Raw genomic sequence first — 17,804 nt, forward strand, 5'->3', positions numbered from 1 at the left:
GGGGCCGCCGCGGCCCGCGCCCGGACGATTTAGCTGTGAGCGGCGACTTGTTCGAGCTGCAGCGTCTTGGCCGTCTCGGCCTCCAGCTGCGCGGCGAGCTCAGGGTTGTCGTTGAGCTTGATACCGTAGCCGGGCATCATGTCCTTGAGCTTGGACTGCCAGCCCTTGAAGTTCTTGGGGAAGGACTTCTGGAGCAGTTCGATCATGATCGGCACGGCCGTGGACGCGCCGGGGGAAGCGCCGAGCAGGGCTCCGATGCTGCCATCGCGTCCGGCGATGACCTCGGTGCCGAACTGCAGCACGCCGCCCTTCTTGGGGTCCTTCTTGATGATCTGGACCCGCTGGCCGGCGGTGATGAGCTCCCAGTCGCCGTCCTTGGCCTCGGGGTAGTACTCGCGCAGGGCCTCGACCTTGTCGCCGTGGCGCTTGGCGACCTCCTTGACCAGGTAGGCGGTGAGGTCCATGTTGTCCTTGGCCACGGCCAGCATCGGGATGATGTTGGACGGGCGGATGGACAGCGGCAGGTCCAGGTAGGAACCGTTCTTGAGGAAGTTCGTGGAGAAGCCCGCGTACGGGCCGAACAGCAGGGAGCGCTTGCCGTTGACGTAGCGGGTGTCCAGGTGCGGTACGGACATGGGCGGGGCGCCGACCGATGCCTGGCCGTAGACCTTCGCGCTGTGCTGGGCCGCGATGGTCTCGTCGGTGCAGCGGAAGAACTGTCCGGAGACCGGGAAGCCGCCGAAACCCTTGCTTTCGGGGATTCCGGAGGCCTGCAGCAGGTGGAGGGCGCCGCCGCCCGCGCCGACAAACACGAACTTCGCGTGGATCGAGCCGTGCTCGCCGCTGCGGGGGTGCTTCAGCGAGAGGTCCCAGCCGCCGTCGGACGCCCGCTTGATGTCGCTGACGTTGTGGCCGTAGTTGATCTCGACGCCGTTGTTGCCGAGGTATGTGGTCAGTTCCCGGGTCAGGGCGCCAAAGTCGACGTCGGTGCCCTCGGCGGCGCGGGTTGCCGCGACGCGCTGCTTGGGGTCGCGGCCCTTGACGATCAGCGGGGCCCACTTCGCGATCTGGGCCTGGTCCTCGGAGTACTCCATGGAACGGAACAGCGGGTTCGGCTTGAGGGCCTCATAGCGGGTGCGGAGGAACTTGGAGTGGTCCTCGCCGATCACGAAGCTCATGTGCGGGACGGTGTTGATGAAGCCCTTGGGGGAGCCGATCAGGGAATTCGAGACGAGATGGGACCAGAACTGGCGGGACAGCTGGAACTGCTCGTTGATGTTCAGGGCCTTGCCGGGGTCCACCGAGCCGTCTTTGGCTGCGGGGGAGTAATTAAGCTCACACAGGGCGGCGTGCCCGGTGCCGGCGTTGTTCCAGGGGCCGGAGCTTTCCAGCCCGGGCTCGTCGAGCCGTTCGAACAGCGAGATGGTCCAGTTCGGCTCAAGCTGCTTGATGAAAGCGCCGAGCGTGGCGCTCATGATGCCGCCGCCAATCAGGACGACGTCGGCATGTTGGGTCTTGGAAATGAAAGTCACAATCAGTCTCCGATAGCAGCGGCTCTGGCTGTCACAGAATATCCCCGCACGGCCCACTAACTGAAATTGGGGCCGGGCGTCAAGGCTTTAGCTCGACCTTTGTGAAAACTTCGTTCAACACCGGGGACGCCGGGTACTTCAGGACCCGATCGGACAAGGCCAGGGCCGAGATCGGGAAGGCAATCGGAACCGCGGGCACCGTGGCCGCGATCTGCGCATTGATGGTCTGGTACTCGGCCGTGCGGTCCTTGCCGTCCGGTAATCCCCGGGCCCGGGCGATCTTGGAGAAGACCTGGGGATCCTGGTAGCCGAATTCGCCGGTGTCCTCGCCGAACAGCGGACCAACGAAGTTGTCGGGGTCGGAGTATGAGCCGTTCCAGCCGAGCAGGTGCAGGGCGTGGTCGCCGGGCGAGGTGACCTTCTGCAGGTAGCCGTCGGTCCAGTCCACGGGCACCGGTTTGATGTTGAGCCCGACGGCGGTCAGTTGCCGGCTGATCTCGGCGTACACCTTTTCCGGCGTCGGCAGGTACGGCCGGGTGACGTTGAGCGGGTAGTAGAACTTCAGTTCCTCGCCCTTGTAGCCGGCCTCGGCCAGGAGTTCCTTAGCCTTGTCCGGGTTGTAGCCGAGCGACGGGGCGTTGTTGTTGAAGCCGCTGAGCTTGGGCGGAACGAACTGGGATGCCTGCGCGGTGTTGTCGATGAAGAACCGCCGGATCAGGGTGTCCTTGTCCAGCGCCATTTCAATCGCCTGGCGCACCTTGAGGTTCTGCAGGATCGGAACCTGCTGGTTCATGCCCAGGTACATGACGGAGAAGGGGTCCCGCTGGATGATCTGTTTGCCGCTCTTGACCAGCTGGTCGAAGTTCCCCACGGTGACGGCGTCGTAGGCGTCGATCTTGCCGTCGAGAAGAGCCTGCATCCGGGTCTGCGGGTTGTCGTATGTCACGAACTTGATGGTCCCGATCTGACCTTTGTCCCCCCAGTAGTTCTTGTTGCTGGTCAGGGTGACGCTGCCGGTGTCCCAGGAACTAAACGAGTAGGGGCCGGTGCCCACCGGGTGGAGGCCGTAGGCGGACACGGGCTGGCCGCCGCGGATCTGGTCCAGGACGTCCGCGTGTCCGGCAGCGAGGGCCTGCGGGGAGGACATCGCGAAGGCCGGGAGGGTGAGGGCCTGGAGAAATCCGGTGAAGGGCTGGGTGAGGTCGATCCGTACGCTGTCCGGCGCTACGGCGGTGCAGCTCTTGTAGATGGACAGCGGCGCCTGGTCGGCGTGGGCCTTGAAGACGCCCTTGAACGTGGTGCCAGTGGCCTGCTGGCGGAGGGCCGCGGGGAAGTTGAACCAGCGGTTGAAGTTGGTGCAGGCGGCGGCGGCATTGAACGGCGTCCCGTCCTGGAACGTGACTTTCTCGCGCAGCTTGAACGTGTACGCGCGGCCGTCATCGCTCTGGGACCACTCGGTGGCCAGCAGCGGTGTGGGCTCACCGGTGGTCTGGTCCACGCCGACCAGTCCTTCGAGGACCTGCCGGGTGACACGGTAGGACTCGACGTCGGAGACCAGGGCGGGATCGAGCCCCAGCGGGTCGGAGCCGGTGCCGAAGGTGAAGAGCGCGGTGGGAGCGGTGCTGGAGGCGGCCGAGGAGGTTGCGGAGCCGGGTGCCGGGCCGAGGGCGCCGGTGCAGGAGGCAAGCGGCAGCACAAGGAGAACGGCCCCGATGCTGGCGGCAATACGCCGCGCTATCCTGCTGGGCACTCTACTGCTGGGCACTGAAGGAATCACCTCTGGGAGCTGGATGGTCCGCCGGCTGCGGAACAGCCCCAGTCTAGTTGACGGCGGAGTCCGGGATCTTTTGCGGCGCACCGTCACGGGCCGCATGGGCCCGCAAAAGCGATGGCCCGCACCACGAGGTGCGGGCCATCGCTTCTCCTAGTGGTCCAGGGAGTCAGGCTGGAGCCGGGGCAGGAGTGCTTGGATGCTGCTTACTTGGGCATGAGGACGGAGTCGACCATGTAGACAGTGGCGTTGGCGGTCTGAACGCCGCCGCAAACAACGTTGGCGCCGTCGACCTTCAGGGCATCCTTGGTGCCGGTCACCGTGACAGAACCGCCCTCAACGGTCTTGTGGGTGCCGACGATCTGGTCCGGAGTGATCTTGCCGGGAACGACGTGGTAGGTCAGGATCTTGCTGAGCGTGGCGTCGTCCGTCTTGAGTGCTTCGATCGTGGCCGGGTCGATCTTCTTGAAAGCGTCATCGGTCGGGGCGAAGACGGTGAATTCGCTGCCGTTCAGCGTGTCCACCAGGTTTACCTTGGGGTTGAGCTTGCCGGAAACGGCAGCGGTCAAGGTGGTGAGGACCGGGTTGTTGGACGCGGCGGTGGCTACCGGGTCAAGGGCCATGCCCGAGACGGAGCCGGCACCGCTGGGAACCTGGGCGGCGTAGGCGGCGCAGCCGGGTCCGACGAGGTTGGCGGCCGGATCCATCGCTGCGGCCGAGGTGCTCATGGACGGGGACGGCGCCATGCTGGCTTCCGACGGTGCGGAGGAGGCAGGAGCTGCGCTGGAGCTGGATCCGCCGCAGGCAGTGAGGCTGAGCATGGCGGCGGCTGCGATACCTGCAACGGCGAACGTGGTGCGCTTGATGGTCTGCATTTCGGTTTCTCCTTTGTTGTGCCGATGGTTGCCGGCGGCGAACTTTGCCGCTGCGGCCCTTTCCCGACTGTTGGGCACCGACCCTTGGTTGGTGTCTCAATGGGTATTCGGCTGCTCGGAGGACGCGGATGGGTGAGGGGTTGAAATTCTTTTTCAACCCCGGGGAATCCCCGGAAAATCCGCTGTAAACCATGAGAACCCCGGTCCGAAGACCGGGGTTCTCTTTGTGTGCGCAAGGGGGGACTTGAACCCCCACGCCCGAAGGCACAGGAACCTAAATCCTGCGTGTCTGCCAATTTCACCACTCGCGCGCGGCGCCGTCGTCGTCCGGGGCAAGAACCCCGGCGGCGGACGTCAGGCTCCATTGTACCTATTCGGCGTCGAGCTTCAGGTCCCGGCGGAGTTTCGCGACATGCCCGGTGGCACGGACGTTGTACTGCGCGATCGTCACGGTGCCGTCGGGATCGACAACGATTGTGGAGCGGATGAGGCCCTGGTAGGTCTTGCCGTAGTTCTTCTTCTCGCCCCAGGCCGCATAGGCCTCCGCGACGGCGTGGTCTTCGTCGGAGAGAAGCGGGAACGTCAGCCCCTCGGCGGCGGCGAATTTGGCGAGCTTTCCGACCGGGTCGGGGGAGATGCCCACCACGTCATAGCCTGCCTGCTGCAGTGAGGCGAGGGAATCCCTGAAGTCGCAGGCCTGTTTGGTGCATCCCGGGGTGGAGGCCGCCGGGTAGAAGTAGATGACGGTGCTCCGGCCCCGGAAGTCGCGGAGGCTGACTTCCTGTCCTTCGGCGTTCTTGAGGGTGAAGTCCGGTGCTGCAGCACCGGGGATGAGTCGTTCAGACACGGGTGTCTCCTTGGCGAAGTGCGGGGTTAAGTGGCGTGATTATCCAGCGTAGTGAGCGGAATGGCCCCCGACGAATCCGCTGCTCGCTATACTCTTGGGTATGCCTGATATGGATCGCTGGCCCACGGGCCGCCTATTGTCCACGGCAGCACGTCTCGTAGAACACTCCTGGAACGAAAAATTGGGGGCCATTGGCCTGACCCATGCCGGGGTGATCGCCATGGAGGTGCTCTCGGCGAACGGGCCGATGACGCAAGCCCAACTAGCCCAGCTGGTGCGGGTCCAGGCCCAGACCATGGGCAAGACGCTGAGCCGGTTGGAAGCGCACGGCCACATTTCGCGGCAGCGCAGCGCCTCGGACCGGCGCAGCCAGGTGGTGTCGCTGACAGACCAAGGCCGCGAGGCCGTTACCGCCGCCGCGGACATGGAGCGCTCAGTGCTCGCCGCGACGCCGATTGACCCGGACGTGTTGCGCCAGGAGCTTCAAGCGGTGGTGCGGGTGCTGGCCACCAAGTCCACGTCTGCCGAGGTCAAGGCCATTGTCACTGCCGCGGATCCTGCCGTCGCCTCGGAGCCTGGTCTCGCGGCGAATGCCACCCCGCTGAACTAGCCACCCCGCACGGAAGACGAAGATGAGCAGGACGGCGGGAGAATTCCCGCCGTCCTGCTCAGTCCTATCCCCAGGCCCTTAGCGGCGCCCGGTCACCAGATTGTGTGGGGGTGGTGCTTGTTGTCATTGTGCTTGTTGTCGTTGTGCTTGTTGTTGTTGTCGTGCTTGTTGTTGTTGTCGTGCTTGTTGTTGTCGTGCCGGTTTCCGTTATGGTCCCAGAATCCGTCCTTGTCATGCCGGCAGCCGTCGTGGCCGGTCCACGAGCCGTTGTGATCGTTGTCGTCACGCCAATTGCCGTTGTCGTCACGCCAGCCCCACCCGTCGCCGTTGTCATGCCACCGGTCCTCGCCGTCCCACCAGCCGTTATTGGTATCGTGCTGGTGGTTGTCCCGCATCTGGTGCCGGTGTTCGAACGAAGATTGATTCCAGGAGATGTTGGAAGTAGTCACAGCGGCGCTGGCGGGCAGGGCGCTGGCGCCCAAACCCAATGCCGCCGTGACAGCAGTTGTTCCGATGATGCGAATAGCCTTGTTCATTACGTTGATCCTTAGAGGGGGTCGACGTCCCCATTTCTCCCGCCGACGCACGGCCCACGCAAGGCCGGCCTGGCGTCGGCGGGAGCCCGCGTCTCTGGACGCGATCCCAGACAGGGAATCGGGGAGTCGACATGATAAACACTGGAGTTTTCCGCCCGGGAACTTGGCCGGGGGTCTGCGGTCCGGGTCTGCGGGACCGGTGTCGTTCCGGGATCGTTGCCCGGAGCACCTTCCCAGTCAACGCGCGGTTTCGGGCTCTCGACAGGGACTAAAGTCCCTGCTTCCCATGCTATTCGGGGGATGTCCGGACGCGGGCCGCGAGAGGATGATGGTGCCAACCAGGGAGCCTCAACCGGGTCGGAGGAAATGGTATGGCTATCAGCAGCCCGTTCGTGGTCGTCGTAGGGGTCGACGGCTCCACAGAGTCCCAAGCAGCCCTCGATTGGGGGATCCAGGAGGCAAAGCTCAGGAACGGACAAGTGATTGTCCTAGCTTCGTGGCACTACCCCTACGTCACGGATGCCGCGGGCCAGGCCTGGGACTACGCCGGCTTCGAGCGCGACGCACAGACAATCCTCAACGACGAACTTGAGCGCGTGGCCGATCAGGGGGTTCCGGTCACCGGGCGTCTTGTCGAGGGCAATGCGGCGGCCGCTCTTGTGGAGGCGTCGCGCGAAGCGGATCTGCTGATTGTCGGTTCCCGTGGCTTGGGCGGGTTTACGGGGATGCTGCTGGGCTCCGTGTCCTCCCAGCTGGCTCACCACGCCCGGTGTCCGCTCCTGATCATCCGGACAGGAGACGAAAGCTAGGAACCTGTCCCGGACGCGGCCTACGTCTAGGCTGCCTACGTCTACGCTGCCTAGATCGACGCCGCCTGGTTCGCCAGGGTGGCCACAAGCGAGGACATCTTGAAGCCGACCAGCACCACCGCGAGGACCGTTACGCCGATCGTGGCCCACACCGGGGCGAGCCCGCGCCGCGGCGCCACCTCGTGGACAATCACGGAACGGCCGATGACGTAGACCTCCCTGCTGAGGAATACCCACGCCCAGTGAAACGGCCTGACAACGCCGTCCTTGCGCAGCTTGTCCCAGTCCAGATAGGCCAGGAGGGCGGAGACGCCGTACACCAGGAAGCCGCTGGCCACCAGCAGGAAGTACGGCGTTGTAAAGATCGACGCCGGATCAACGGTCTGGACCTGCCGTGCACCGACGGTCCGCAACCGGATCGTCGGGTTCCAGAACATCAGCAGAATGAGCGGCACGAGCGGCAGGGCCACGATCGTCCAGACGTACGCGTTGTAGACAGGTGTCCGGTCACTGATGCGTCTCCGGGGTTCCACCGGTCGCGGGGTCTGGCCCTGGAACTGCGGTGTGCTGAATTGCCCGGTCCACGCCGTACCGTTCCACCATTGAAGCCGGCCCGATCCGGCAGGGTCCGGATACCAGCCAGGACCGGGGGTTGATGTGCTGGGCGGGACGGTCATGGCTGTTCATCCTTTTCCGGTGCGCGGGCGATCTCTGTCACTGAGACAGAGCGTACATCGGGGCGGCGGTGGTAGCGAGAGTCTCGACGTGCCAACGGATCGGGAGGACGATTAAAGGGCAATCACCATGAAGGAGGCCAGTGATGTGCTATTCGAACTACAAGGATTTCGGGCGTGATACCAGGAAGGATGCCGCACGGGAATCCGGGGAACGCCGGGAGCCCCGGCCGGAGGCAAAGGAATTCAAGTTCTGGGCCTTCCCCCGCCGCACCAAGGAATTCACCGTCGAGGAGCCGGAACACGTCGTAGACCGTTCCCGCGAGAAGGTCTAAGACAACACGATGTCATTCAAGCGGCCGCCGAACCGCCACAGTTCGCTGTGACGGTTCGACGGCCTCTTTAGGACCGGCCCGGCCGGCGGAGGCCAATCGCTGCCGAAGAGCCCAGGAGGAGCCCGCCTAGCGCCAACAGAGCCCCGCCGGTGAGGCCGCTCTGCCCGTCAGGTCCGGGAACATCCTGTCCGGCAGGGCTGCCCGGTGGCGTGGCTGGGGAGGGCACTGTCCCGTGGCCGGCGCCCGATGCCGGAGTCCCGGATGTGTCAGCCGCGACCGGGGCCGGAACGGCCCCCGTGGCCGATTGACCGGCGGCGCCCTGACCGGCGGATGGAACCGGGCCGGGCGTCGGGGGCGCCGGGACCTGTGCGGGCCGGGCCGTCTGTCCTTGTGACGGTGGCGCGGGTGGCGTTGGGGACAGCGCGGCGGCCGACGTCGACGGTGCCGGGGTGCTCGGCGGTGTCGAACCGGAACCCGGGGGAGCGGACGGCGGGCCCGGCGTCGGTGCGGCGGGGCAGATCTTCACCGGGATGAGGCCGGCAGGCGTGCAGGGAGCCGCCACTGCGGGCCGCGTCAGGAGGAGCGGCGACGCCGCGAGCACGAGAACCACGGCGGCTATGCGACAGGCCTTCCGGATGGAGTTCATCCTCCCCATCGTAGGGTTCCACCTCCTGCCGGCACGGAACCTCGGCCCGGTGAGTGTCGCGGTAGAACGACGCTTCCTGCTGGCGTCTTGATCTATCCGTAGGCGTTTACCCGTGGCAGGATCGGTCAATGGGGGATTTCATGGGGCTGTGCCGGGCAATTTGCTGGACCACCGCGGTGGCATTACTGATGCTGGCCACAGGCTGCGCACACGAGCCGGGACAGGCAACACCTGCCGTGAGCCCGCCGTCGGAGTCCAAGGTCCCGGCAACGGCACCGAGCAGCTCCGCACCCGCCAGCCAGGCGTCTGCGAGCCAGGGACCAACGGGGCAAGCCCAACCCAGCCAGGCCCAACCCAGCCAGGCTGGCGGCGGGGCCCTGCAGGTCAACACGATGCCCCTGGGCGGCAGCCGGATCGACGTCGTAGCTAGACTGCCGATCAACGCCTACTGGGCCAGGCCCGGCCAGGAGATCAACTTCGACGCCTCATCCTCCGAGGGCGTCATCGGCAAATACGAGTGGGACCTGGACGGGGACGGCACCTACGACACGACCACCCAGTCGCCGATCCTCAAGCACGTTTACGCCCGGCCGTTCGAAGGCGTGATGATCCTGCGGGTCTCTAACCCGCTCGGCAGCGCCAACATCCTGAAGACCCCGGTGCACGTCGGCACGGGCCCGGGACCAGGGGGCGTGCGCCCGGTCCCGCCGACCAACGTCAAGGCCGAGGTCGTCTCCGCTGACGGCACCCAGGTGAAGGTCACGTGGGAATCGAATGACCCGACGGCTGACTCCTGGGGTGTGGCCGTGAACGGGTTCCCTGCCGGCCGCGTTTACAGGTCGGCCCGGTCCGTCACGGTCACCGACATCCAGCGCGACAAGGACGTCCTCCTGCAGGTCTTCGGCATCACCGCCGACGGCGCCGTCGGCGACCGGGCGGGAACGACCCTGCCGGCCGCGAAATGAGGGAAGCTTAGCGGACAAAAAAGAAAACCCGGCCCCGCGGGCCCCTAAGCCTGCGAAGACGAGTGATCCCGCACCGGATGGCAGCAAGGGCTAACCGGTCAGCGGATGCGGCTCGGGCCCGGGCTGCCCCGAGCCTCAGACGTTGGCTGATTTCCCCCAGGGGCCGATCTGGTCCAGGGTGTATCCGTCCGGGTATGCCACGACGTTCATCCTTCCCGGCACAAATATGGGCTCGGTTGGCAAGGGGCACCGCCTGGCCTTGAGGGAGCGGAACCGCAGCACCGCGTTGAACGGTACGCGCAGCGCTGCCGGGGCGGGTTTCAGGCCCAGGGCAACAGCGACCTCGGGTTTGTCCATCATCAGCGCCAAGATGGTCGGGGTGAACCGGCGAAGCCGGGTGGGGATACGGCTGGCGAAGGCCGCGACGGTCGCATTGAGCAGCATCGAGCCCTCGGGGCTCGGGCCCATGTTCCGGTCCTCGTACTCGTCCAGGAACCGTTCCGCCTCCGCGAAGGTGGCTGGGATGCCTTCGAGCCCCATCTGCCGGCCCAGTTCGGCGTAGAAGTCCGTGGCGGCCTGCCTCTCCAGCCCGGTCAGCCGGCGCCAGCCGTGACGTTCGGTCCAGCGCAGCGGCAGGACGAGCAAGGTCATGAGGACGTAGACGAAGTCGTCCGGGGTGCCGGGCACCCCTTTGTGGACCCGGCGGAGCAGTTCGATCATGGCCTGGCCTCGTTCGTGCTCGAACCCGTTGGCGATGATCTCGTGGAGGACGATGCCGGTGTCGTAGGAGCGCTTCATCGGCCGGGATTTCATCTCCCCGGTCGCCGCCAGGGTCCTCGCTGTGGAGGGGATGGCGAAGTTGCGGTAGTACGCGACGAAGAAGCCCGAATGGATTTCAGTCTTGAAATCGAAGAGGACCATGTTCCGGTAGATCCCGTACATGTCCGTACCGCTCGGGCGTGTTCGGCGGGTCGGGTGCGTCAGGAGGTGCATGGGGGCTTTCTGTAGCTGCCGCAGGTTATGCCAGGGCAGGGGCGACATGGAGCTTTGCTTCGACGGAGAGCAGGTAGCTGCGTTCCTCCGCGGTCAGGAAGGTCGCCGAGGTGCCCGCAGCGAGTTCAGCGTCCCGGATTTCGACAACCATCCGGTGCAGCCGGTCCTGTACCGGCGCCTGGGGGTCGGCCTCAAGGGTCCGGTCAAGAGAAGTGTTCTGCAGCGCTTTGGCCCAGATGGACTCGACGCGCGCCAGGGTTTCGGTGTTCCAGCGGTGCAGTTTTTTGCGGGCGCCCCTGCCGGCAACCGCCGGGATCGTGAGTCCGGCGCCGGCCAGGACGGTCGCGGCCAGCTCCAGCTGATGGTAAGGGAAATCAGGCCTGACCAGTATGGCCAGGAATGTCAGGTGTCGGGCCAGCAGGGAGAGACACATCTCGGCCATCACCAGGAAACCCATGATGCAGCCGGCGCCCAGCATGGAGAAGCCGACTCGGAACGAGCGGCTCATACGCGGGACGTAGCGGAAGCAGATCACGGCAATTTCCGCGCTCATCGAACAGATGAAGAGGGTGAGCATGAGTGAGAACAGGAGGGCCGGGAAGCGGTCCTCGTAGATGCCCCAGGCGGGGGTCGTGATGGTGGGCCCTGTGAGGAGGAAGAACGCGGTTTGCAGGGTCAGCGTGAGCGTCAGAGGCAGGGTGCGTGTCCACCAGGACCGGCGACCGCCGGCTTCCGGGGCGATGGCCGCGTATGCGGCGAGGCGCAGATACCAGAGGGAGATAATCATCAGGGAGTTCAGGATCAGTTTGACCAGGTTCATCCCGCCCAGGGCTGTGTCGACGGGGACATAGACAATCGGGGACATGAGCAAAGAGCCCATGGCTCCGTACACGGCGCAGGAGAACACCAGGTCGGTGCGGTTGCGAAGCAGGGCGGGAATGCGGGCCCCGGCCAAGAGGAAGAGTGCCGCGGCCATGAGGAACTGCATCATCCGAAGACCGCCCCGAAGTTGCCCGGCTCCGCGTCCGGCTGCCGGTAGGAGCGGCGGATGCGGGAGGCCAGCCGGTCGGCAAGGAGTTCGGCAGTTACCTCGAGCTCGTTGAAGAAATCGGTGCGCTTCAGGGCCGAGACGACGCGCTCCGGGCCGAGGTCCGGGAAGAAGGTCTTGGCGTAGTCGTGCGAGAGGTCCTCCTGCTCGTGGCGGAGGATCATGTGGGCGAACTCGTGCAGCACGATCTGCTGGCGGTGCACCTCCGACGCCGCCTTGGCGTGGAGGATGAGATCCAGGTCGTCCAGTCCGAACCACAGGCCGCAGACCTTGTCCGTGGGTGTGTTGTCGATGGGCTTGATGACGATCCGGCGCCCCCTGGCGGACTCCAGGTGGGCCTGGATGGAGCGCATGGAGACTGGCTCCTGTAGCCGCAGGCTGTCTTCCGCAGTCCGTGCCCGTGCTCGGGCGACGCTGTAGTCCATGGGAGCTGATCCTTGGGATAGTCCGATAAGTGGCCAGAGTCCCCTGACTCCAAAGGAGGAGCCTATCAGCCCTGTTCAGGGGCCTTCCCGGCACCCGGCGTGTCGGAAGAAGTAACGTTCGTCTCTGCCAGTTGTTCCTCTGGAGCGTCACCCATGTCCCGAGGAATGACAAATATCCCCTCGGAGGGATTACGGCAAAAAGAAACCCCGCCCTGCAGGCCGCTAAGCCTGCTAAGACGGGGTTTCTCTGTGGTGCACCCCCCGGGACTCGAACCCGGAACCCATTGATTAAGAGTCAATTGCTCTGCCAGTTGAGCTAGAGGTGCATCTGTTGTTCTTGTTCATCGGGGCTTTTTCTTTCCCCGTTGTTCTCCGCAACGACATGAAACTCTACACGAGTTTGGCCGCGGTGTGAAATCGAGGCGCGGGGGAGGAGTCGAGCTAGGCGTGAAGGTTCAAAATCAGCGCAAAATCAGGGTTTTCGCCGTTGCTGAGGAGCCACAGGCGGCCGTCGGGGGCGAGTGAAACGTTCCGGATCCGACCGTACTTTCCTGTGAAATAGCTCACAGGATCGCCGGCGAATTCGCCCTTGAGGGGAACGGCCCACAGCCTTTGCCCGCGCAGGGCGCCCAGGTAGGCGGTGTTGCCGACAATTTCGAGCCCGCTGGGCGAGGAATCCGCCGTCGACGGCCACACGACTTTGGCGTCCAGGAAGCCGGTGCGGTGCGGGGCGCCCGTCAGGTCCGGCCAGCCGTAGTTGCCGCCGGGCACGATCAGGTTGAGCTCGTCGTTGACATCGGGGCCGAATTCGCTGGCCCACAGCCTGCCGGCGCTGTCCCAGGCGAGTCCTTGCACGTTCCGGTGGCCCAGGCTGTAGACCGGGTTCTCGCCGAAAGGGTTCCCGGGCGCCGGCCGGCCATCGGCGGTGAGCCGGAGGATCTTCCCGCCGAGGGCCCTGCTGTCCTGCGGCTGCTCCCGGCGCTGCGAATCGCCGGTTCCCACATACAGAAAGCCGTCGGGACCGAAACGGATCCGTCCGCCATTGTGCGTGCCAGCCTTCGGAATCCCCGTGAAAACAGTCTCCGGGGCGCCCAGTTCCCACCGCCCGCCGCGGTCCTCGAGCCGCATGCGGACGATTCTGTTGTCTTGGGCCGCGGTGAAATATGCGTAAAGGTAGTGGTCTGTCGCGAAGTCAGGGGACAGGGCAAGGCCCAGCAGGCCGCCTTCGCCGCCGGGTACGACGCCGGGCACCTTGCCGAGGGTGCCCAGCTGTCCGCCGTTGATGGTCCGTAGCAGGGCGGAGTCGCGTTCGGAGACGACGGTGGTGCCGTCCGGCAGGTAGACCGTGGACCACGGCAACTGCAGGCCGTCAATCCGCTCCGCCACCGTGGGCTCACCCGCCGTCCCCGGCGCGCCCGTGGCAGGGCCGCCCCCTTGCGGGGGCGTGGGAGAGGAGGCACCGCCGCCGGTGCAGGCGCTTGAGACAAACAGGGCAACGGCGAGGGCTGTTGCCCTGACCACGACATGGCGGAGCAGCAAGGCGAAAGTTGTAGGAACCGGGCCGGCTGCTACTGGCGCGTCCGGCGGGGCGGCCGGAATCCGGCGGCTTCGGCGTGTGCTGCGGAGACGAACCATACTTCTGCCCGGGCTTCTTCGTAGGCCGGGCTGGAGTCTTCGTAGTAGGTCATCGACGATGCGTTGCCCTTGACGGTGAAGCCTTCCGGTCCGCTGCCGTCGGCCGCCGGGGCCGCCGATCCCTCGCCGTAGGGCTGATCAGTAGCGAGGTGGCCCGTGGGCTCGGTCGTGTGGCTTGCGGAAGCCTCCGTTGCCGCGGACGAGGCGGCCATCTGCGTGGTCTCCATGTCGGCAAGGGGCGCTGCCGCTGGTGCTGCTCCTGTCGCGGGGCCGGGCGACTCGGGCATCGCTGCGGCGGCGGCGCCGGTGGCATTCGAAACACCAGGGGCAGTGCTGCCGGCACTGACGTTGGCGCCTTCATTGTCGGCCGCCTCCGCGGCTGCCGTCTCAGCTCCGGGCAGTGTCGGCGAGTGGGGCTCGGTGTATTCGGGATGGTGCACCGGAGGCCCGGCAGCAGCCGCCGGTTCGGCGGCTGTCGGAGTTTCGGCGGCAACTCCTGGAACGTGCGCAGCGTGGGCCGGTTCGTGGTGGGTCGTGGCCGCATGCGCATCGGCCGGTGCGCCGGTCTCGGACCACTGGGTCTCCCACTCGGTGCTGTCCGCAACGCCGGCGGCTTCCGGCGCGCCTGCCGTGGCTGCGCCCGCGGCCGGTTCGATCGTCGGGAGCGCTGCCGGTTCGGGAGCGGGGGTCATCTTCTCTGCAGTGGCCTGCGGCGCAGGGTTCTCCGGTGCAGCCATCTCGGCCGGCGGCATCGCCGCCGAGGGCGCCTCAGGTGTTTGCATCGCTTCTGGCGCTGGCGCCGCCATCGCACCGCCCGCCGGTCCGGCACCCGCCGCCGTCGAACCGGCCGCCGTCGTCCCGGCCGACGTGCCGGAAGAGCCGCCGGTGCTGGTGGTTCCGGCGGAGGTGGACCCTGTGCCTGTGCGGCTCTTATTGCGGTTGAGCACGGCCCAGACGACAGCGACCACCACGATGATGACGACGAGCCAGACAATCCAGTCCATAGCAGAGCCTTTCAGTCCATATTCAGTCCATGAGATTCAGTCCATGAGGCACGGTTGCCGATGCTTGACGGTACGTCCGGGCCAAGCCGGCTGTCCACCCTTCCCGGGGCCGACGCGGCCATCTCCCGGGAGGGCGCGGGCGGCCCCGCGAGCTGGCCGGAAACCGAAAACGACCCGGGCCCGCCGTGTAGCCTCGCCTCATGGATTTCAAGCGACTGCGGATTCTGCGCGAACTCGCCGACCGCGGCACGGTAGGCGCCACCGCCGAGGCCATGAACGTGACGCCGTCGGCTGTGTCTCAACAGCTCAAAACCCTGCAGGAAGAACTGGGTGTGGTCCTGGTGGAAAAGTCCGGCAGGGGAGTGCGGCTCACCGAGGCTGGCCTGGCCATGGCCGGCGCTGCTGCCGAGGTGTCCACCGCCATGGCACGGGCCGAGGCAACCATCGACACCTACCGGCGGGGCTGGCAGACGCGGGTTGTGGCAGCCATTTTTCCCAGTGCCGCGGAGATGTTCCTCCCGGGCCTCCTGCACCGGGTCAAGGCCATCGAGGGCCTCCGCTTCGAAGCGCACTTCGAGGATCCCGGCGTTGCCGGGTTCGCCGGGCTGACCGCGGACTACGACATCGTCCTGGCCCACAGCGTCGACGGTCCCGAAGTCTTCGGCGGTCAGGGCCTGGCCGTGGTGCCGTTGCTGGAGGAACCCCTGGACGTGGCCCTGCCCGCGGGGCACGCGCTGGCCGCAAAGGCCACGCTGTGCGCCGAGGACGTCGTCGGCTTCCCCTGGATGGGCGTTCCCGAGGGCTTTCCCTTCGATACCGTGCTGCGCCAGATTGAGCTGCGGGCCGGCTCGCAGGCCGTCCGCGCCCAGCAGTTCCCCGATCTGCGTGTGCTCGAAGCCCTTGTCAGCGCCGGCCACGGGCTGAGCCTGCTGCCGCGGTACACGGCTGTCAGCAACCAGGACCGCGGATTCGTGCTGCGCCCGCTCGAAGGCGTAAAGGCCAACCGCAGCATTGTTGCCCTCGCCCGTCCCGACGTCGCGGCCAGGACCACCATCCAGCAGGTCCTGGCGATGCTGAAGGCCGAGGCCCAAGCTGTCGCCGAAGCTCCGCAACAGCGTGATGCGGCTCACCGAATCCGCGGCCAAGCGGCCGCGGATTTCATCATGTGAGATGAGAGTCCACTATTTGATCGAAATATTCCCGGTTTTCCGCTTAACGCTCCCTCATGGGGTCGTTGGGGTCCGGGGCAGACCCCTAGACTTTGAGCCATGAGTCAGGACACCCAAACAGCAGCAGACACCAAGCCGGACATCAAGCCCCGCAGCCGGGTCGTTACCGATGGAATCCACGCCGCGCCCGCGCGCGGTATGTTCCGGGCGGTCGGCATGGGCGATGACGATTTCGCCAAGCCCCAGATCGGTGTGGCGAGTTCGTGGAACGAGATCACTCCCTGCAACCTTTCGTTGAACCGGCTCGCCCAGGGCGCCAAGGAAGGCGTCCACGCCGGCGGCGGGTTCCCGATGCAGTTCGGCACCATTTCCGTCTCTGACGGCATCTCCATGGGGCATGAGGGCATGCACTTCTCCCTCGTCTCCCGCGAAGTCATTGCCGACTCCGTCGAGACCGTCATGCAGGCCGAGCGGATCGACGGCTCCGTCCTGCTGGCCGGGTGCGACAAGTCCTTGCCCGGCATGCTGATGGCCGCGGCCCGCCTGGACCTCGCAGCCGTGTTCCTCTACGCCGGCTCGATCATGCCCGGCTGGGTCAAGCTCGAGGACGGCTCCGAGAAGGAAGTCACCCTGATCGACGCGTTCGAGGCTGTCGGTGCCTGCGCCGCCGGGAAGATGAGCCGCGAGGACCTGGACCGCATCGAAAAGGCCATCTGCCCGGGCGAAGGCGCCTGCGGCGGCATGTACACCGCGAACACCATGGCGTGCATCGGTGAGGCCCTGGGCATGTCCCTGCCCGGCTCGGCCGCGCCGCCCTCCGCGGACCGCCGCCGCGACGCTTTCGCGCACAAGTCCGGCGAAGCCGTGGTCAACCTCCTGCGCCTGGGCATCACCGCCCGGGACATCATGACCAAGAAGGCCTTCGAGAACGCGATCGCCGTCACCATGGCCTTCGGCGGGTCCACCAACGCCGTGCTGCACCTGCTCGCCATCGCCCGCGAAGCCGAGGTCGAGCTGACCCTGGACGACTTCAACCGGATCGGCGACAAGATCCCGCACCTGGGCGACCTCAAGCCGTTCGGCCGTTACGTGATGACCGACGTCGACAAGATCGGCGGCGTGCCGGTCATCATGAGGGCCCTGCTCGACGCCGGCCTGCTGCACGGTGACTGCCTCACCGTCACCGGCAAGACCGTCGCGGAAAACCTCGCCGCGATCAACCCGCCGGACCCGGACGGCAAAGTGCTCCGCGCCATGGACAACCCGATCCACAAGACCGGCGGCATCACCATCCTGCACGGCTCGATGGCCCCCGAGGGTGCCGTCGTCAAGAGCGCCGGCTTCGACGCGGACGTCTTCGAAGGCACCGCCCGCGTGTTCGAACGCGAACAGGGCGCCCTGGACGCGCTGGACAAGGGCGAGATTCACAAGGGCGACGTCGTCGTCATCCGCTACGAAGGCCCCAAGGGCGGCCCCGGCATGCGCGAGATGCTCGCCATCACCGGCGCCATCAAGGGCGCGGGCCTGGGCAAGGACGTCCTGCTGCTCACCGACGGTCGCTTCTCCGGCGGCACCACGGGCCTGTGCATCGGCCACGTCGCACCGGAAGCCGTCGACGGCGGCCCGATCGCGTTCGTCAAGGACGGCGACCGGATCCGGGTGGACATCGCGGCCCGCACGTTCGACCTCCTGGTCGACGAGGCCGAGCTCGAGTCCCGCAAGGTCGGCTGGGAACCCCTGCCGGCCAAGTTCACCAAGGGCGTCCTCGCGAAGTACGCCAAGCTCGTCCACAGCGCCTCCACCGGCGCGTACTGCGGGTAGCGCACGCTGAACAGCTAAACCCAACTAGCTCGCACCTGTGGCCGTTATGAGCGGGCATAACGGCCGTTAACTGCGAGCTAGTTGGGGTGGCGTTCATCCAGTGGACAGC

Annotated in this window: 17 protein-coding genes and 2 tRNA genes; 6 read left to right on the forward strand and 13 right to left on the reverse strand. The window is 66.2% G+C overall.

Annotated features, from left to right (window positions below; translation table 11 throughout):
* Window positions 1-29: 29 nt before the first annotated feature.
* The 5 genes from ABD243_RS10920 to bcp form a co-directional block, all read right to left on the reverse strand.
* Window positions 30-1,532, reverse strand: a complete 1,503-nt coding sequence (locus ABD243_RS10920; protein ID WP_116766530.1) for a malate:quinone oxidoreductase — start codon at window positions 1,530-1,532, stop codon at window positions 30-32.
* Between the two features lie 79 nt (window positions 1,533-1,611).
* Window positions 1,612-3,270 carry an ABC transporter substrate-binding protein gene (locus ABD243_RS10925; protein WP_425547182.1) on the reverse strand — a complete coding sequence of 553 codons (1,659 nt, stop codon included), beginning with the start codon at window positions 3,268-3,270 and terminating at the stop codon, window positions 1,612-1,614.
* A gap of 239 nt (window positions 3,271-3,509) precedes the next feature.
* A complete protein-coding gene (locus ABD243_RS10930; protein ID WP_344365370.1) occupies window positions 3,510-4,178 on the reverse strand; it encodes a fasciclin domain-containing protein in 669 nt (222 codons plus the stop codon).
* Between the two features lie 229 nt (window positions 4,179-4,407).
* Window positions 4,408-4,489 (reverse strand) — tRNA-Leu (locus ABD243_RS10935).
* Window positions 4,490-4,548: 59 nt separating this feature from the next.
* Window positions 4,549-5,025, reverse strand: a complete 477-nt coding sequence (gene bcp / locus ABD243_RS10940) for a thioredoxin-dependent thiol peroxidase (protein WP_344365372.1) — start codon at window positions 5,023-5,025, stop codon at window positions 4,549-4,551.
* A gap of 100 nt (window positions 5,026-5,125) precedes the next feature.
* Here bcp and ABD243_RS10945 point away from each other — a divergent pair, with 100 nt between their 5' ends.
* Entirely contained in the window at window positions 5,126-5,635 is a 510-nt protein-coding gene (locus tag ABD243_RS10945; protein WP_237563374.1) for a MarR family winged helix-turn-helix transcriptional regulator, read from the forward strand.
* 92 nt (window positions 5,636-5,727) lie between these two features.
* On the opposite strand, the gene ABD243_RS10950 is transcribed toward ABD243_RS10945, so the two are convergent.
* Window positions 5,728-6,171 carry a hypothetical protein gene (locus ABD243_RS10950; protein WP_344365375.1) on the reverse strand — a complete coding sequence of 148 codons (444 nt, stop codon included), beginning with the start codon at window positions 6,169-6,171 and terminating at the stop codon, window positions 5,728-5,730.
* A gap of 371 nt (window positions 6,172-6,542) precedes the next feature.
* On the opposite strand from ABD243_RS10950, the gene ABD243_RS10955 reads away from it, so the two are divergent.
* Window positions 6,543-6,980, forward strand: coding sequence for a universal stress protein (locus tag ABD243_RS10955; RefSeq protein WP_116766534.1), 438 nt, complete (start codon window positions 6,543-6,545; stop codon window positions 6,978-6,980).
* Between the two features lie 50 nt (window positions 6,981-7,030).
* Here ABD243_RS10955 and ABD243_RS10960 read toward each other — a convergent pair whose 3' ends face one another.
* Window positions 7,031-7,657, reverse strand: a complete 627-nt coding sequence (locus ABD243_RS10960; protein ID WP_344365380.1) for a DUF2510 domain-containing protein — start codon at window positions 7,655-7,657, stop codon at window positions 7,031-7,033.
* Between the two features lie 143 nt (window positions 7,658-7,800).
* Here ABD243_RS10960 and ABD243_RS10965 point away from each other — a divergent pair, with 143 nt between their 5' ends.
* Complete coding sequence (locus ABD243_RS10965; RefSeq protein WP_116766536.1) at window positions 7,801-7,989, forward strand: hypothetical protein; 189 nt, start codon at window positions 7,801-7,803, stop codon at window positions 7,987-7,989.
* 774 nt (window positions 7,990-8,763) lie between these two features.
* Complete coding sequence (locus ABD243_RS10970) at window positions 8,764-9,600, forward strand: PKD domain-containing protein (RefSeq protein WP_344365382.1); 837 nt, start codon at window positions 8,764-8,766, stop codon at window positions 9,598-9,600.
* 135 nt (window positions 9,601-9,735) lie between these two features.
* On the opposite strand, the gene ABD243_RS10975 is transcribed toward ABD243_RS10970, so the two are convergent.
* From ABD243_RS10975 to ABD243_RS11000, 6 genes are all read right to left on the reverse strand, one after another.
* On the reverse strand, window positions 9,736-10,593 hold the full coding sequence (locus tag ABD243_RS10975) for an oxygenase MpaB family protein (protein ID WP_344365384.1): 858 nt from the start codon (window positions 10,591-10,593) through the stop codon (window positions 9,736-9,738).
* 25 nt (window positions 10,594-10,618) lie between these two features.
* On the reverse strand, window positions 10,619-11,584 hold the full coding sequence (locus ABD243_RS10980) for a hypothetical protein (RefSeq protein WP_344365387.1): 966 nt from the start codon (window positions 11,582-11,584) through the stop codon (window positions 10,619-10,621).
* Window positions 11,581-12,066 carry a hypothetical protein gene (locus tag ABD243_RS10985; protein WP_116766541.1) on the reverse strand — a complete coding sequence of 162 codons (486 nt, stop codon included), beginning with the start codon at window positions 12,064-12,066 and terminating at the stop codon, window positions 11,581-11,583. Before ABD243_RS10985 ends, ABD243_RS10980 begins: the two co-directional genes overlap by 4 nt.
* A 250-nt stretch (window positions 12,067-12,316) precedes the next feature.
* Window positions 12,317-12,392: transfer RNA gene (locus ABD243_RS10990), tRNA-Lys, on the reverse strand.
* Between the two features lie 115 nt (window positions 12,393-12,507).
* A complete protein-coding gene (locus ABD243_RS10995) occupies window positions 12,508-13,605 on the reverse strand; it encodes a PQQ-dependent sugar dehydrogenase (protein WP_344365390.1) in 1,098 nt (365 codons plus the stop codon).
* A gap of 29 nt (window positions 13,606-13,634) precedes the next feature.
* Window positions 13,635-14,705 carry a sunset domain-containing protein gene (locus tag ABD243_RS11000; protein ID WP_344365393.1) on the reverse strand — a complete coding sequence of 357 codons (1,071 nt, stop codon included), beginning with the start codon at window positions 14,703-14,705 and terminating at the stop codon, window positions 13,635-13,637.
* A 200-nt stretch (window positions 14,706-14,905) separates the two neighbouring features.
* On the opposite strand from ABD243_RS11000, the gene ABD243_RS11005 reads away from it, so the two are divergent.
* Window positions 14,906-15,874: a LysR family transcriptional regulator gene (locus ABD243_RS11005; protein WP_344365396.1), complete on the forward strand. Its 969-nt coding sequence runs from the start codon at window positions 14,906-14,908 to the stop codon at window positions 15,872-15,874.
* A 99-nt stretch (window positions 15,875-15,973) separates the two neighbouring features.
* The gene (gene ilvD / locus ABD243_RS11010) at window positions 15,974-17,695 is read left to right on the forward strand and encodes a dihydroxy-acid dehydratase (protein WP_116766546.1); all 1,722 of its coding nucleotides are present in this window, start codon (window positions 15,974-15,976) and stop codon (window positions 17,693-17,695) included.
* The last annotated feature ends 109 nt before the right edge of the window (window positions 17,696-17,804 follow it).

It is taken from the genome of Arthrobacter humicola (assembly GCF_039531445.1).
In the GTDB taxonomy this organism is placed as follows: Bacteria; Actinomycetota; Actinomycetes; order Actinomycetales; family Micrococcaceae; genus Arthrobacter; species Arthrobacter humicola.